The sequence below is a fragment of the Actinomadura sp. 3N508 genome (genome assembly GCF_044326375.1).
In the GTDB taxonomy this organism is placed as follows: Bacteria; Actinomycetota; Actinomycetes; order Streptosporangiales; family Streptosporangiaceae; genus Spirillospora.
In genome coordinates, this window is record NZ_JBIRAX010000009.1 from 216817 (window position 1) to 230392 (window position 13576).

The following is a 13576-nucleotide window of genomic DNA, read 5'->3' on the forward strand; positions in this document are numbered from 1 at the left end:
GCTATTCAACGGGCACCATGCGTGAGGCTACGGTTACGTCCTGCGTCCGGCACGGTGACCTCGGGAGGGCTCACATGAGCGACAGCGCGGCATTCCGGTACGGCCGAACCTTCGATCTGTTCGACGCCGACCACAGCGGGGCGATCGAGTCGAGCGATATCGCGGCGCTCGCCAGTGGCATCGTGCAGGCCGGGAACGTTCCCGCCGACTCCGCCAAGAGCCAGGCGCTTCACGCCGCCTACCAGCGCTTCTGGGAGGTCCTCACCCGCTACGCCGACGCCGACTCCGACGGACGCGTCACGCGCGAGGAATTCATCAACGCCATGTCCAGCGGGATGAGCGCCGGACCGCTCTTCACCGAGAGCATCGCGGAGGCGGCCGGGGCAGAGTTCGCGGTCGTCGACACCGACGACAACGGGCAGATCGACCTGGCCGAACTCCAGACGTTCCTCCAGAACGCCGGCCTCACCCCGGACGAGGCACGCCAGGCCGCAGCCGATATGGACGCCGACGGAAACGGCACCATCTCCGCGGAGGAGTACCGGAGGGCCTGGCTCAAGTTCTACTTCGAAATCGACCCCGAAACGAAGTCATTTCTCGGCGGATCCCACTGACCGGATCTGATGGGACCGGGCCGTCATCGGGCTTTCGATGGCGACCCGGTCTCGTGCTGTCGCGCGGGTCTGCGCAGGCCGGCCGATGGGGCCGCCTCCGTCAAGATTCCGAGGCGGGCAGCAGGCGGGTCGGGGCGATCCGGTCGATGTGCAGGATCGCGTCGAACGCGCCCGACAGCGAGCCGACCACGTGGTAGTACTCGGCGTCGTTCTCGGGGAAGTAGGCGGCGCTGACGGTGCGCAGCTTGGCGGGCCCGTCGAGGCGGCGCCGGACCGGCGGCGGGGCACCGTGCCGCAGGTCGACCAGGTAGTCGGGCAGGGCCGCCGAGCCGAGGTCGCGGTCGATGAACGACTCGTGCGGGGACGGCATCGCGTAGACCTTGGGCCCGCCCCGCTCCCAGCCGGTGAGGACGTCCCCGTGGTCGAAGACGGTGGCGACCGAGCGGTACCGCCGCCCGTGGACGCGCCGCAGGATGCCGCCCGCCATCCGGCGCCGGGTGACGTCCGGTCCGGGGTACTCGTCGGGGAACGAGACCACCTGCTCCTCGACGCCCGCGGTGTGCGCGTTGGCGGCGCTGTAGACGATGCGATGGCCGGTCCGGCGGCGCCAGGACTCGATGAACCGGGCGATGTAGCGCTCCCGCGTGTCCCGCCGATCACCGGCGGTGGTGTAGGACTCGTACCAGCCGACGAGGGCCACCGCGTGCTGAACGGCGTCGCCCCACGAGACCGCCGCCCGCCCGAGGCCCGAACCCGCCGACCGTCCAGGGCCCGAACCCGCCGCTCGTCCGGGGTCCGTGCGGCGGACCAGGTCGAGGACGGCGCGGGCGTGGTCGATGTACGGGCGCTTGAGCTCGTCGGTGAAATCGGGGTCGTTGTACCAGATCAGATGGTCCCGATGCCCGCCGCGCATGGCGATCTCCGTCAGGTGGCCGTCGAGCTCGGCGTACCGGTCCGGCGCGACGTCCCGCACGTATACGCGGATCTCGTCGTACAGCCGCTGCCGCAGCTCCAGGACGTCGGCGCCGAGGAAGCGCACCCGGTCGTGCGGCGGACGGCCCTCGTTGAACTCCCGCATCCACGCCACCAGTTCGAGGATGCCGTGGCTGCGGAGCATGAACATCGCGTCGCCGACCACCGAGGCGGCGTCGCCCGAGCCGGTGGTGACGTAGCGGTCGATGGCGACTCCGGTGGCCCAGCTCTCCTCCCAGGCGATCGTCCGGAAGCCGAGCCGTTCCACCAGGAACCGGGCCACGCGGTGCTTGAGGGTCGTCACCGTGTGGCTGCCGTGCACCGGTTCGCCGATCCCGGCGATGCGCGCGTCGCCGATCAGCGGACGCAGCGCCCGCAGGTCGTCCAGCGGGCCTGCGGCGTCGAGGCGGGGGAGCGGCAGCGCGTGCCGGTCCAGCCAGGCGGCGAGCGCGTCTCCGCCCGCCGGGGCCGTGGCACCGGCGGCTCTCGGCAAACCTAAGGACAGGGCCGCGGCGGTGCCGCCGGTGATCAGCGCGCGGCGGGAGAGCCCGTGGGCGTGGCTCCGCCCTGCTGTCTCGCGGGTCATGCTTGCTCCTTCGAGGACGTGGCGATGCCGGCGATCTGGTCGGCGAGCGCTTGCGGCGCGTCGAGCGGGACGAACGTCCGCGCCCCGGGGACCTCGACGAACTCGGCGCCGCCGAACGCCTCCGCCAGCCGCCTGCCGAGCGCCGGTTTGAACGCCCGGTCGGCGGTGCCCCAGACCAGCCGGACGGGGCCGCGGAAGGCGGCGAGCCGGGTCGCGACGTCGTTCAGCTCGCGCGGATCGACGGCCTGGAGGAAGCGGGCCGCGTCCGACCGGACGGCCGCGTCGGTGAGCGCCGGCTCGATCCAGGCGCGGGACTGCGCCGGGTCGAACTCGCGCGCGAGGAGGCCGAACCCGAGCGGCGAGTGCCGGAACGCGCGCAGCTTCATCGGCTGCAGGTTGAACCGGAGGCGGCGCGGGCCCTTGAGGAGCTGGAAGATCACGTTGAAGGGGAACGGCGGGAAGGTGTCGAAGGCGTCGCAGTTGGTGAGCACCAAACGGCCGATGCGGCTCGCGTCGGTGTCGACGGCGTACTGGCACAGCGCGCCGCCGGTGTCGTTCCCGACGAGGGTGACGTCGGTGAGGTCGAGGGCTTCGAGGAACGCCAGGATCTGCCGGGCGACGCCCCGCGGCGACTGGTCGGCGCCGGGCACCGGCACGCGGTGCGCGCCGAGCGGCCACTGCGGCGCGTAGGACCGGACGCCCTTGGCGGCCAGCAGGTCCGCGACGCCCGACCAGAGCGAGCCGTCGACCAGGAAGCCGTGGACGAAGACGACCGGCGGCGACGCGGCGTCCTCCGGACCGGCGGCCCGGTAGCTTACGGTTCCGTGGGGCAGATCGATCTTTTCCATCCGGCCCACCTCCTAAGTTAAGTAACATACAACCTGCATGTATCTTACGGACAGACTGTATGAAACAAGCTCGTCGAACGCAAGCAGACCGCTCGGCCACCACCCGGGCGGCCCTCGTGCGCGCCGGCCGGAAGCTCTTCGCCGAGCACGGCTTCGCCGGTGTCGGCACCGACACGATCGTCCGCGCGGCGGACGTCAGCCGCGGCGCGCTCTACCACCATTTCGACGACAAGACCGGCCTGTTCGTCGCCGTCCTCGACGAGCTGGAGGGCGAGGCCGCGCGCCGGGTGGCGGACGCGGCGGCCACGGCCCCCGAGGGCGACATCCGGGAGACGATGACCCGCGCCATGCTCGCCTGGCTCGACGCCTGCGAGGACCCCGAGCTCCAGCGCATCCTCCTGGTGGACGGGCCGTCCGTGGTCGGCTGGGCCCGCTGGCGCGAGATCTGCCAGCGCCACATCCTCGGCATGATGGAGGGCCTTCTGGCCCAGGGGATGGCCGACGGGACGGTCCGCGAGCTGCCGGTCAAGGTGCTCGCCCACGCGCTGCTCGCGATCGCGGACGAGACCGCCCTCCTGATCAGCGCCGCCGACGACCCCGCCGCCGCCCGCCGCGAAGTGATGGCGGTCGTAGAACCGTTCCTTGACGCCCTACAGCGATAGCCCGCGCAAGCTGAGCCGCGCCGCTGAGCCGCGCAACGCCGAGCCGGCGGGCCAATTCGCCCGCGGGCAGCAAAAAGGCAGGGAGACCGCAACTCCCTGCCACTTTCAATCTATAGCGCATCGGGGGGCTTGCGGCAAGCCCCGGGTCGTACCGGAGAATCTGCGGCCGGAAACAACCTCAGCGAATGGGCGGTTCATGATTGATGTGATCATTGCCGGGGGCGGACCGACCGGAATGATGCTGGCGAGCGAGTTGCGGCTGCACGGCGTGCGGGTGCTCGTCCTGGAAAGGGACGCCGAGCCGAGCTCGTTCGTCCGCGCGCTCGGCCTGCACGTGCGCAGCATCGAAGTGCTGGACCAGCGCGGCCTGCTGGAACGGTTCCTCGCGCACGGCCAGAAGTACCCGATCGGCGGCTTCTTCGCCGCCATTCCCAAGCCCCCGCCCAGCAAGCTGGACACCACGCACCCCTACGTCCTCGGCATCCCGCAGCCCGTCACCGATCGCCTGCTGGCCGAGCGCGCCACCGAACTCGGCGCCGAGATCCGGCGCGGCAGCGAGCTGACCGGGCTGAGCCAGGACGACGCGGGGGTGACCGCCGAGCTGGCCGACGGCACCCGGCTGCGTTCCCGCTACCTCGTCGGCTGCGACGGCGGCCGCAGCACCGTGCGCAAGCTCCTCGGCGTCGGCTTCCCCGGCGAGCCCACGCGGGCCGACACGCTGCTCGGCGAGATGCAGGCGACCGAAGACCCCGCGACGATCGCGGCCATCGTCGCGGACGTCCGCAAGACGCAGCTGCGGTTCGGCGTCGGCCCCATGGCGGGCGCGTACCGCGTCGTCGTGCCCGCTGAAGGGGTGGCCGCCGACCGCACGGCCCCGCCGACCCTGGAGGAGTTCAAACGCCAGCTCCGGGCCTACGCCGGGACCGACTTCGGCGTGCACTCGCCGCGCCGCCTGTCGCGCTTCGGCGACGCGACCCGGCTGGCCGAGCGCTACCGGTCCGGCCGGGTGCTGCTGGCGGGCGACGCGGCGCACGTCCACCCGCCGCTGGGCGGGCAGGGCCTCAACCTCGGCATCCAGGACGCGTTCAACCTCGGCTGGAAGCTCGCCGCCGCGGTCGGCGGCTGGGCGCCGGACGGGCTGCTGGACACTTACCACGCCGAACGGCACCCCGTGGCCGCCGAGGTGCTGGACAACGTCCGCGCGCAGACCGAGCTCATGGCCGGCGGGGCGGGCCCCCGGTCGGTGCGCAGGCTCATGTCGGAGCTGATGGACTTCGAGGAAGTGAACCGCCACCTGACCGAGAAACTCATCGCGATCGGCGTCCGCTACGAATTCGGCGACGGGTCCGGCGGGCATCCGCTCGCCGGCCGCCGGCTACGGGACATGGAGCTGAAGCGAGGTCGCGTCTACGAGCTGACGCACGGCGGCCGCGGCCTGCTGCTCGACCAGACCGGACGGCTCTCGGCGGCGGGCTGAGCGGACCGGGTCGACCACGTAGTCGACCACGCCGACGAGCTGGACGCACCGGCCGTGCTGCTACGCCCGGACGGCCACGTGGCGTGGGCCGGCGACGACCAGCAGGACCTCCTCGACCACCTGCCCCGCTGGTTCGGCGCAGCCGCCTGACGCCCCGGCCGCTACAGGCCGGTTACCGGCTCGTGCTCGCGGGCTTGCGCGCGAGTACGAGCCGGTACCGCGCGCTGCCGTCCGCCCGCTGCCCCATGGGGTGCAGGGGGACGGTCGTCACGGTGAATCCGGCCGCGGTCATCTCGTCGCGGAGGGCGTGCAGCGGCCAGGTCCGGTAATACATGACGAACGGCGGGCGCCACACCGCATTGCGAATCCGCATGACCACGTCGAATCCGAGGAGCGTCCAATACACACCCGAGCCGATGGGCGGCGGCGCACCGATCGGGAACGCGAACAGCCCGCCCGGCCGCAATGCGCGGTACACCCCGGAGAACAGCGGCGGACGTTCGGCGGGCAGGAAATGCCCGAGCGCCCCGAAACTGACCGCGAGGTCGAAGCCCGCGTCGAAGGGCAGGGCCCGGACGTCGGCGCGCACCCATTCGGCGTCCGGATGCGCGCTGCGCGCCTGCTCAAGCATTCCGGTGCTGAAATCGACACCGCAGATCCGTTCCTTGCACAGCGGCTGGAGGACGTGCATTCCCGCGCCGGTGCCGCAGCACACGTCCAGACCCGCATCGAACGGCCCGAGCGGGCGCAGCTCGTCGGCGGTCGCGGCGAGCACGCTGTCCGGGGTGCGGAACGGTGTGTGGTCGAACTTGGGCGCGAGCAGGTCATAGGCGTCCTCGACCGAGGACAGGGCCTGGATCGCCAGCTCGCGCAGAGAAGGACCTTGAGCCGAGAACACCGGTCAAGGCTACTCGGACTGTCGCCGAGTCTTCAGGAAGGGCGGGCACCGTGGGCCCATGACCGGACGCCGGTGTTGTACCTCACCGCCCGCGACGCAGTGGAGGACCGGGTCCGCGGCCGAGGAGTTGGTCGCCCGCATCGAGGCGGCGCTGCGCCGCTTCCGGGACGGCGCCGCCGAGCGGCCCGCCCGGCTGCTGTTCGCCGACATCGAGCTGGACGAGAACGCGCACGAGGTGTGGCGGGCCGGGGATCCCATCCCGCTGTCGCCGACCGAGTTCAAGCTGCTGCGCCATTTCATGGCCAACGCGGGACGTGTCCTGTCGGCGCCCTGCGGCGCAAGGTCGACACCACCGAGCCGCGGCTCACCCGCACGCTGCGCGGGCGGGTCACGTGCTGCGCGTGCCGAGGTGACCGGCGTGCCGCGCCGCCCGGCGGCACGGGTCTCCCTCCGGACGAGGCTCATCGCGGTCGTGCTGGCGCTGGTGGCGCTCGCCCTGGTGGTGATCAGCGTGGTGAGCGTCTCGGCGCTGCGGAGCCACCTGCGCGGCGAGACCGACGACCGGCTCAGGCGGATCGCCGTCGGGATGGTGGACGAGCTGGACGACGCGGGCGGCAGGGCGCGCGGCCTGCCGAGCACCACAGCGATGCAGCTGCGCGCCAAGGACGGGAGGCTGGTGAGCACCGTCCAGGACGAGGCCGCCCCGCCGCTCCCGCGCGATATGCCCGACAGCCCCGCCGAGCTGGCCGCCCGCAGCGGGCGGCCTTCCACGCTCACCGACGACGAGAACGGCCGGTCATGGCGGGTGCTCGTCCTCCCCGCCTGTGCCGGCCACCTGCTCGTCGCCACCGACCTGGCCGACCTGGAGCGGACCGTCGACCGGCGACGACCGCGTACGCGACCACCCGGGACCTGCCGCCCGTGGTCCCGCTTCTGGGCACTGGCCGGCGGTCTCGCCGCCACCCTCCTCATCGGCGCGCTCGCCGGCGGTCAGGACCGCACTCGGGCGAGACGGTAGTCGGCGCCCTCCCGCCACAGCAGCCAGCCGCCCGCGGCCCACGCCTCGCCGCCGACCCTGACCTTCCGGCCGGTCCGGACGTCGAAGAGCACCGACTCGGCCACATCCTCGTCCTGATGTTCGGCCGTGTAGACGACGACCCGGTCACCTGCGGTGATGCGGCCCGAATAGGTGGGGTCCGCGGCGTGCGGCAGCGTCCGGACGGCCTGGCGCGAGGTGCCGGCGCCCCTGTCGAGCACCGTGAGCGCGCCGCCGTCCGCCCAGGCGATGAGGCGCGAGTTCGCCGCGAGAACCGGGTCGGCCGAGGCCCCCAGCCGGACGAGGTCACGGACGGCGCCGTCCCGCACGTCGACCTGCCGGAGACCGGCCCCCGCCCGGACGATCGCATAAGGAAAGGAGAACCCTTCCAGCGTCCCGCCGACCGAATAGGTCCTTGTCTCGCCACCGCAGGAGGTCGCCACCCTCAAGACGTCGGCGTTGCGGCCCCAGACGAAGGCCGGGCCGTCGGCGAAGAACCGGTCTCGTCCACCCCAGGCCGCGTCGAGGGTGCGGGACGGCCCGGCACCGGCGGGTCCGCGGCAGGAAAGCCGCTCACCGTCGGGCCAAAGGTAACCGGCGTCCCCGGCCGCCATTGCCCACAGGTAGGCGCGCGTGCCGGGCGCGGTCTCGGCGACGAGTGCGGGACGGCCGCCATCCGGGCCCGCGCGCCAGATTCCGGTGGACCGCGCGTCATTCCCGCCATCGCCCGCTTGGGGAACGCCGAGAACGGTGCCGTCCTTGTTCAGAGCCATTGCCTCGAATGGCGACTTGTTCGGCAGTTCTCGCGGAATCCGCACGATCGTGCCGCGCTTGACAATGGCGCCCAGGTCCGTCGCCGTCACGGGCGCGAGGTCATCGGCGGGGGCCCGCTCCGGGACGGCCTGCATGACCGCAACCGGACCGAGGCCCGCGACCGCGGCGGCCACCATGCCGCCGGCGGCCACCCTCCGGCGACGGGCCGCCGCCGTGCGCCGCAAGATCCGGCCCTGCAGCGGCGCCGGCGGGTCCTCGTCCTTGAACGGCGAGGTCAGCAGCTTCCCGACCGTCCGCTCGAACTCATCCATGTGGTTCCTCCTGGGTGTCGGCTGCGGCCCGCAGCTTGGCGAGCGCACGGCACGCCTGGCTCCGCACCGTGCTGGCGCTGCATCCGAGCACGTCGGCGATCTGCTCGTCGCTGAACTCGTCGACGTAGCGCAGCATGAGCACGGCCCGCATCCCCCTCGGCAGCCCCGCCAGCACCGCCTGGGTCGCGGCCAGCTCCGTCACACCGTCCAGCCGCCGGTCATCGGCCGCCCGATCGGGCGGGTCGGCCACCAGCCGTTCCCGGTCGCGCCGCCGCCGGTTGAGCATGAGCCGCACCATCGTCATGCGGACATAGCCCTCCGGGTCGTCCTTGCGCCGCACCCGCCGCCACCCGGCGCCCGTCCTGGCCAGCGCCTCCTGAACGAGGTCCTCGGCGTCGTGCCGGTTACCCGTGAGCGCGCAGGCGTATCGGTAGAGCGCCGGCAACCGGCTCGACACGAAATCGTCGAACCGGGCCAGCTCGTCGTCCGGCACGATGCACCTCCTCACACCCAAGGACACGCGACCCGGCCCCCGCGCTGCACGCGACGGCGGCCGAGCCCACGCATGTTCTCCCGCCCGGACCGGACGCGCCCCCGGCTTGCCCATCCTTTGCGGTCGCGCCCTCCGCTACAATCCCGAAATTGGAGCCCATTAACTGTAAAACCGCCAACTCCGCGCCGATCAGTGTGGCGTGACTATTTCGGGTAGGTGCAACGTGCGCTTTCAGATCTATTCGTACGGACCGGAACCTCTCGCCGTGGTTTTCGAGCCGATGGCAGCGGAGACGGTCATTCGCCAGGGTGACTACATCACCGTGGAATGGCAGGGGGATGAGCCGGGTGCGATAGCCCACCGGCCGGAGTATCTGGAGATCGGAGATCCTGCCGGCGGGCTCACGAACGCGTGGAATTCCAGCGGGAAGGACATCCTCTACTAGCTCGGCGCGTGAATGCCGCTTCGCCTTGAAGGCGACGGCGGCCGGAATGGGAGACGTGCGGAATGGAGATCGCGGAGGCCGTCCGGCGGATGGGGCTGGCGAACACCTACAAGGACCCGCACTGGAACCGGGCGGTCAAAGTGACCGACAACACCGTCCAGAAGGCGGCGCCCGAATGGCTCGAAGCGCTGCTCGGCGCGTTGCTCCAGGTGACCCGGCCGACCTATCCGATGCGGTACGGGTTCGAGGTCGCGCTGCGGCGGCTGGCGCTCGCGCCCGGTGACGCGGACCGGGTCGCGAACGTCCGCGCGCTCGCCGTCCAGGGCCGGGCCTGGGCCGACGTCCGGTACGGCCTGCCCGAGGTCGCGGAACTGCTCGCCTGCGGGCAGCCTCCCGAGCACCTGCTCGCCGTGTTCGACGACGCCGACCCCGCGGACGAGCTCGCGGCCTGCCTGCTGCAGGAGACGGCGCTGCGCCATGACGCGACGTCCGCGACGGAGTTCGCCGAGCGGCTGCGCGCGGCCGGGCATCCGCTCGCGGACCTGCCGCTGCGCCCCGCCCCCGCGGAGCGCGAGCACGCCCTGACCGCCTACCCCGAGCCGCCGAAGCCCGCATGGTGCCTGCCCGGCGACGACGCGCCGGAGGCGCCGGGACCTCCCGGCCTCGCCATCGCAGCGGAGGCCGTCGACTGGCCCGACTCGTCACGGGCGCGCAGCGCCTTCCGCGACTGGACGGCGGACGCCGAGGACATCGAGGCCCGCCTGTTCCGGCTCGGACGTCCCATCGCCGCCGGCGAGTTCGGCTCGTCGCTGCTCAGCGCCCTCCCCGCGGCGAGCACCGGCCCGGCCGTGACCGGCGTGCGCAGGGTGACCACCGCGGACGTCCTGCGCAGGCTCTTCGGCGCGGCGGCCGGCGGCGGCGCCTACGGGCCGGGCATGCACGGCGCATACGCGCGACGCGCGTCCTGGGAGTCGCTCGCCGCGCTCGCCGACGTCCAGGAGTTCAACGTCACGGCCATCGAAGAGGCCGCCGACCGGTGCGGCTGGCTCTTCTACACCTCGGACTGGCACATGCGGATCATTCCGACGCTGGACGTGGGCATCGCCGCCCTCCGCCCCGACCGCCGGACCGTGGCCGTACTGGCGGCCACCGACGCCGACTGACCGGCACCCGCCTGCCGGAAGCCGCGCGTCAGCCGGCCGCAGACTGAGACCGCTGCTCCTCACGCCGGGCGTCGTGCCGGGCGTCGTGCCGGGCGTCGTGCCGGGCGTCCAGAGCGTCATCGGTGAGGAACCCGCCGGACTGGTGGCGCCAGAGACGGGCATAGGGCCCCTCGGCCTGGAGGAGGTCCCGGTGGGAGCCGTCTTCGAGGACGCGGCCGCGATCGAGAACGATGAGCCGGTCCATGCGGACGACCGTGCTCAACCGGTGCGCGACGACCAGCGCGGTGCGGTCGCGCATCAGGTGCCACAGCGCCTCCTGGACGAGCAGCTCGCTTTCGGAGTCCAACGCGCTGGTCGCCTCGTCCAGCAGCAGGATCGGGGCGTCCCGGAGGATGGCGCGGGCGAGCGCGACGCGCTGCCGCTGACCGCCCGAGAGCTTGACGCCGCGCTCGCCGACCAGGGTGTCGAACCCGTCCGGCAGGCCCTCGACGAACTCGGTGACGTGCGCCGCCCGCGCGGCCTGGAGGATCTCGGTCTCGGTGGCGCCCGGCCGCGCGAAGGCGATGTTGTCGCGCACCGACCGGTGGAACATCGCCGGTTCCTGCGGAACGTAGGCGATCAGGTTGCGCAGATCGCTCTGCCGCAGCCGCGCGATGTCCTGGCCGCCGATGAGGATCCGGCCGCCGTCGACGTCCATCAGGCGCAGCAGCAGCCGGGTGAGGGTTGTCTTGCCGCCACCGGACCGGCCCACCAGGCCGATCTTGGCGCCGCTCGGGATCTCCAGGTCCAGCCCCTCGAACAGGGGCGGGCCGCCGCCGTGCGCGAAGAACACCCGCTCGAAGCGGACGGCGGCGTCGGCCGGGCGCAGCGGCTGCGGGTCGGCCGCGTCCACGACCGTCGGCGGCTCCAGGAGCAACTCGGTGAACTGCGCGCTCTCGGTGAGCGTGCTCTCCAGCCGCCGGTAGATCTGGTTGAACTCGAACATGATCCGGGTCGCGTGGGTGTAGTAGGAGAATGTCACCACGATGGCCTCCACCCCGAGCCCGCCGCGCAGCGCCACCGCGACGAGCAGCCCCAGGGCACTGGTCAGGATCGACATCGGCGCGACGATCGTGTCGACCCGCAGGTTGGCGTAGTCCCAGGAGCGCAGCGACAGGCGGTGCTGCTCGGCGATCCGGTCCCGGAACTCGGCGGCCTCCCGTCGCTCGGCGGCGAACGCGCGGACCGTCTCCATGTTGGTCATCACGTCGGCGACGTGCCCCGACACCCGGACCCTGGCCGCCTCGCGCTCGTCCACCAGCGCCTGCCGGCGGCGGATGAACGGCGCCACCAGGAAGCCGGTGACGACGATCAGCCCCAGCAGGACGACGACCAGGAGCGGGTGATACCGCCACAGGATCACCGAGGCGAACGACAGCGGGATCAGATTGGCGACGACCGAGAAGGTGAGCGTGTCGGCGAAGTGTTCGAAACCGCCGGAGTAGCTCAGTATCCGTTTGGTCAGCGCACCGGCGAAGTTGTCGTGGAAGAACGCGGTGTCCTTGGCGAGCAACTCGTCCATGCCGTCGATACCGAGCGATTCGATGCCACGCCCGTTCACCCGGTTGAGGAAATGCAACCCCACGCGCCACAGCACTTCACCCGTCAACCCGAGTCCGGCGAAGACGAGAACATAGGGCAGGAGCGCCTCGAAGTCGCTTTCACCGCCGTCGGCCAGATGCCCCACCAGGGCGGCCACCGCCAGCGGCGTCAGGTAGAACAGGGAGATGTTCCCGAACGCCGGCAGCGTCAACGCCGGAATCGACATTCGCCACTCGCGCCGCAGCACGGCGCGGTAATGGCGCAGGGCCAGCAGAACCGCTTGCTGCCGGGCGGACCGGCCGTCCCTGGAGCCACCCCGTACTCCGAGCACAGCCACCCACCCTCCATGCCGCTGCGCTCCCATGCTGCCTCAGACCGTCCGGCCAAGCGAACAATTTTCCGGCGCGCAGGGCGATCACCGGAGAAACACCAGGGTGACCCCCGATTCCAGAATTCCAGCGCTTCGGCGACGTACTCCGAGCCCGGGATGCCGACCACCATCAGCAGCCTCACCCGCCCGAAGCCCACCCATCGAAGAGCCACACGCCCGAAGCTCTCGAAGAGGGAATGCCGCGATCAGCCCAACTCGCCGTAGCCGCATCAGCCTGGCACGGAAGGCAGGCGCTCCCTCAGCGCAAGCTGCCCGGCTCGGCGTTCACCTGCTCGGCGCCCGGTGTACCGATGGGCGCCGCCTTCTCATATTCGAGGATCAGCAGCGCGATGTCGTCGTGATCCTGACCGCCGGGGTACGTTCTCAGCTCTTCGAGCAGCCGATCGAGCAGCTCTCCGGAATCGGCGGTGAGCAGCTCCGCGAGCCGCTGCTCGAAGGGGTAGGCGAGCCCGTTCTCGTCGCACGTCTCGATCGCGCCGTCGGTGTAAAGGACCAGCCTGTCGCCGGGGCGGAACGGGATCGCCGCAGGTGCGCACCATTCGTTCGCAAGATCGAGCAGGCCGAACGGAAGCACCGCGATCGACTCGTCGAGCGGCTGCGGCTTTCCGGCATGCAGGATCAGGGGGCACGGATGGCCGTAGCTGCACACCGCGGCCGTCTCGGTGTCGGCGTGGATCTCGACGAGCACCGCGGTCACGAACTTCTCGGAGAACTCTCCCACCCGGGTGGCGACGAACGCGTCGAGCCGTCGCCCGATGCCTTCGAGCCGGGGCTCGTGCGAGGCCAGCGCGCGGAACGCGCCGAGCACGTCGGAGGCCATCTGCACCGCCGCGAGACCGTGACCGGACACGTCGCCGATGATGGCGCGCACTCCGAACGGCGTCGACACCACCTCGTAAAGGTCGCCGCCGACCCGGGCCCCGGGCTCCGCCGCGCTGTACCGCGCGTGCACCCGTACCGGACCACAGCGCTCGGGCACCGGGCGCAGCAAGGCATCCTGGACGACGTCGCTGATCTGCCGCAGATCGGACAGTTCGCCCCACATCCGAACGTAGTGGCAGACGCCCGGCACGCCGACGAGGACGACCACGACGGCCACGACGCCCCCGAGCCGGCCGCTGAGCAAGATGACCGCTGAACCGGCCATGACCACTGCGGCAGCCGCGGCCAATCCGGCCCTGCAGCTGAAACGTGCCATGTGCGGCCTCGTCTCCGCGGAAACAGACGGACTCTCGACGATAGCCGTTGGTAGCGATGCATATGCGAAAAGTGAACAATCGGGCGTGTCCACCGCTGTAGGATCTCCGTCCAGCACCAGGAGTCAC

The 13576-nt window shown here is 71.7% G+C and carries 12 protein-coding genes and 1 pseudogene; 6 read left to right on the forward strand and 7 right to left on the reverse strand.

The window, feature by feature from the left end; all coding sequences use genetic code 11:
* Positions 1-74: 74 nt before the first annotated feature.
* Positions 75-614 (forward strand): EF-hand domain-containing protein, encoded by a 540-nt coding sequence (locus ACH34S_RS29400; protein ID WP_395956071.1) that lies wholly within the window; start codon positions 75-77, stop codon positions 612-614.
* Between the two features lie 100 nt (positions 615-714).
* On the opposite strand, the gene ACH34S_RS29405 is transcribed toward ACH34S_RS29400, so the two are convergent.
* Both ACH34S_RS29405 and ACH34S_RS29410 read right to left on the reverse strand, forming a co-directional pair.
* A complete protein-coding gene (locus tag ACH34S_RS29405; protein WP_395956072.1) occupies positions 715-2172 on the reverse strand; it encodes an erythromycin esterase family protein in 1458 nt (485 codons plus the stop codon).
* Positions 2169-3020, reverse strand: a complete 852-nt coding sequence (locus ACH34S_RS29410; RefSeq protein WP_395956073.1) for an alpha/beta fold hydrolase — start codon at positions 3018-3020, stop codon at positions 2169-2171. The genes ACH34S_RS29405 and ACH34S_RS29410 overlap by 4 nt, the downstream gene beginning before the upstream one ends.
* Positions 3021-3136: 116 nt before the next feature.
* Here ACH34S_RS29410 and ACH34S_RS29415 point away from each other — a divergent pair, with 116 nt between their 5' ends.
* Entirely contained in the window at positions 3137-3682 is a 546-nt protein-coding gene (locus tag ACH34S_RS29415; protein WP_395956074.1) for a TetR/AcrR family transcriptional regulator, read from the forward strand.
* A 196-nt stretch (positions 3683-3878) separates the two neighbouring features.
* Positions 3879-5309, forward strand: a pseudogene (rox, locus tag ACH34S_RS29420) (rifampin monooxygenase).
* A gap of 22 nt (positions 5310-5331) precedes the next feature.
* Here rox and ACH34S_RS29425 read toward each other — a convergent pair.
* Entirely contained in the window at positions 5332-6057 is a 726-nt protein-coding gene (locus ACH34S_RS29425) for a class I SAM-dependent DNA methyltransferase (RefSeq protein WP_395956075.1), read from the reverse strand.
* A 127-nt stretch (positions 6058-6184) separates the two neighbouring features.
* On the opposite strand from ACH34S_RS29425, the gene ACH34S_RS29430 reads away from it, so the two are divergent.
* Positions 6185-7075, forward strand: a complete 891-nt coding sequence (locus ACH34S_RS29430; protein ID WP_395956076.1) for a winged helix-turn-helix domain-containing protein — start codon at positions 6185-6187, stop codon at positions 7073-7075.
* On the opposite strand, the gene ACH34S_RS29435 is transcribed toward ACH34S_RS29430, so the two are convergent.
* Together ACH34S_RS29435 and ACH34S_RS29440 are read right to left on the reverse strand one after the other, a co-directional pair.
* Positions 7048-8178, reverse strand: a complete 1131-nt coding sequence (locus ACH34S_RS29435) for a hypothetical protein (RefSeq protein WP_395956077.1) — start codon at positions 8176-8178, stop codon at positions 7048-7050. The genes ACH34S_RS29430 and ACH34S_RS29435 overlap by 28 nt on opposite strands.
* Positions 8171-8671 (reverse strand): SigE family RNA polymerase sigma factor, encoded by a 501-nt coding sequence (locus ACH34S_RS29440; protein ID WP_395956078.1) that lies wholly within the window; start codon positions 8669-8671, stop codon positions 8171-8173. The genes ACH34S_RS29435 and ACH34S_RS29440 overlap by 8 nt, the downstream gene beginning before the upstream one ends.
* Positions 8672-8894: 223 nt before the next feature.
* Between ACH34S_RS29440 and ACH34S_RS29445 the strand changes: the two genes are divergently transcribed.
* Together ACH34S_RS29445 and ACH34S_RS29450 are read left to right on the forward strand one after the other, a co-directional pair.
* The gene (locus ACH34S_RS29445; protein ID WP_395956079.1) at positions 8895-9116 is read left to right on the forward strand and encodes a hypothetical protein; all 222 of its coding nucleotides are present in this window, start codon (positions 8895-8897) and stop codon (positions 9114-9116) included.
* A 62-nt stretch (positions 9117-9178) separates the two neighbouring features.
* Positions 9179-10279 (forward strand): DUF6183 family protein, encoded by a 1101-nt coding sequence (locus ACH34S_RS29450; RefSeq protein ID WP_395956080.1) that lies wholly within the window; start codon positions 9179-9181, stop codon positions 10277-10279.
* Positions 10280-10307: 28 nt separating this feature from the next.
* Here ACH34S_RS29450 and ACH34S_RS29455 read toward each other — a convergent pair whose 3' ends face one another.
* Positions 10308-12197: an ABC transporter ATP-binding protein gene (locus ACH34S_RS29455; protein ID WP_395956081.1), complete on the reverse strand. Its 1890-nt coding sequence runs from the start codon at positions 12195-12197 to the stop codon at positions 10308-10310.
* Between the two features lie 292 nt (positions 12198-12489).
* Positions 12490-13542 carry a PP2C family protein-serine/threonine phosphatase gene (locus ACH34S_RS29460; protein WP_395956082.1) on the reverse strand — a complete coding sequence of 351 codons (1053 nt, stop codon included), beginning with the start codon at positions 13540-13542 and terminating at the stop codon, positions 12490-12492.
* Positions 13543-13576 lie beyond the last annotated feature (34 nt).

Excerpts from the sequence above, each read along its gene's own strand:
- ACH34S_RS29400 (WP_395956071.1), top strand. The coding sequence starts at position 75 with ATGAGCGACAGCGCGGCATTCCGGTACGGCCGAACCTTCGATCTGTTC.
- ACH34S_RS29405 (WP_395956072.1), bottom strand. The coding sequence starts at position 2,172 with ATGACCCGCGAGACAGCAGGGCGGAGCCACGCCCACGGGCTCTCCCGC.
- ACH34S_RS29410 (WP_395956073.1), bottom strand. The coding sequence starts at position 3,020 with ATGGAAAAGATCGATCTGCCCCACGGAACCGTAAGCTACCGGGCCGCC.
- ACH34S_RS29435 (WP_395956077.1), bottom strand. The coding sequence starts at position 8,178 with ATGGATGAGTTCGAGCGGACGGTCGGGAAGCTGCTGACCTCGCCGTTC.
- ACH34S_RS29450 (WP_395956080.1), top strand. The coding sequence starts at position 9,179 with ATGGAGATCGCGGAGGCCGTCCGGCGGATGGGGCTGGCGAACACCTAC.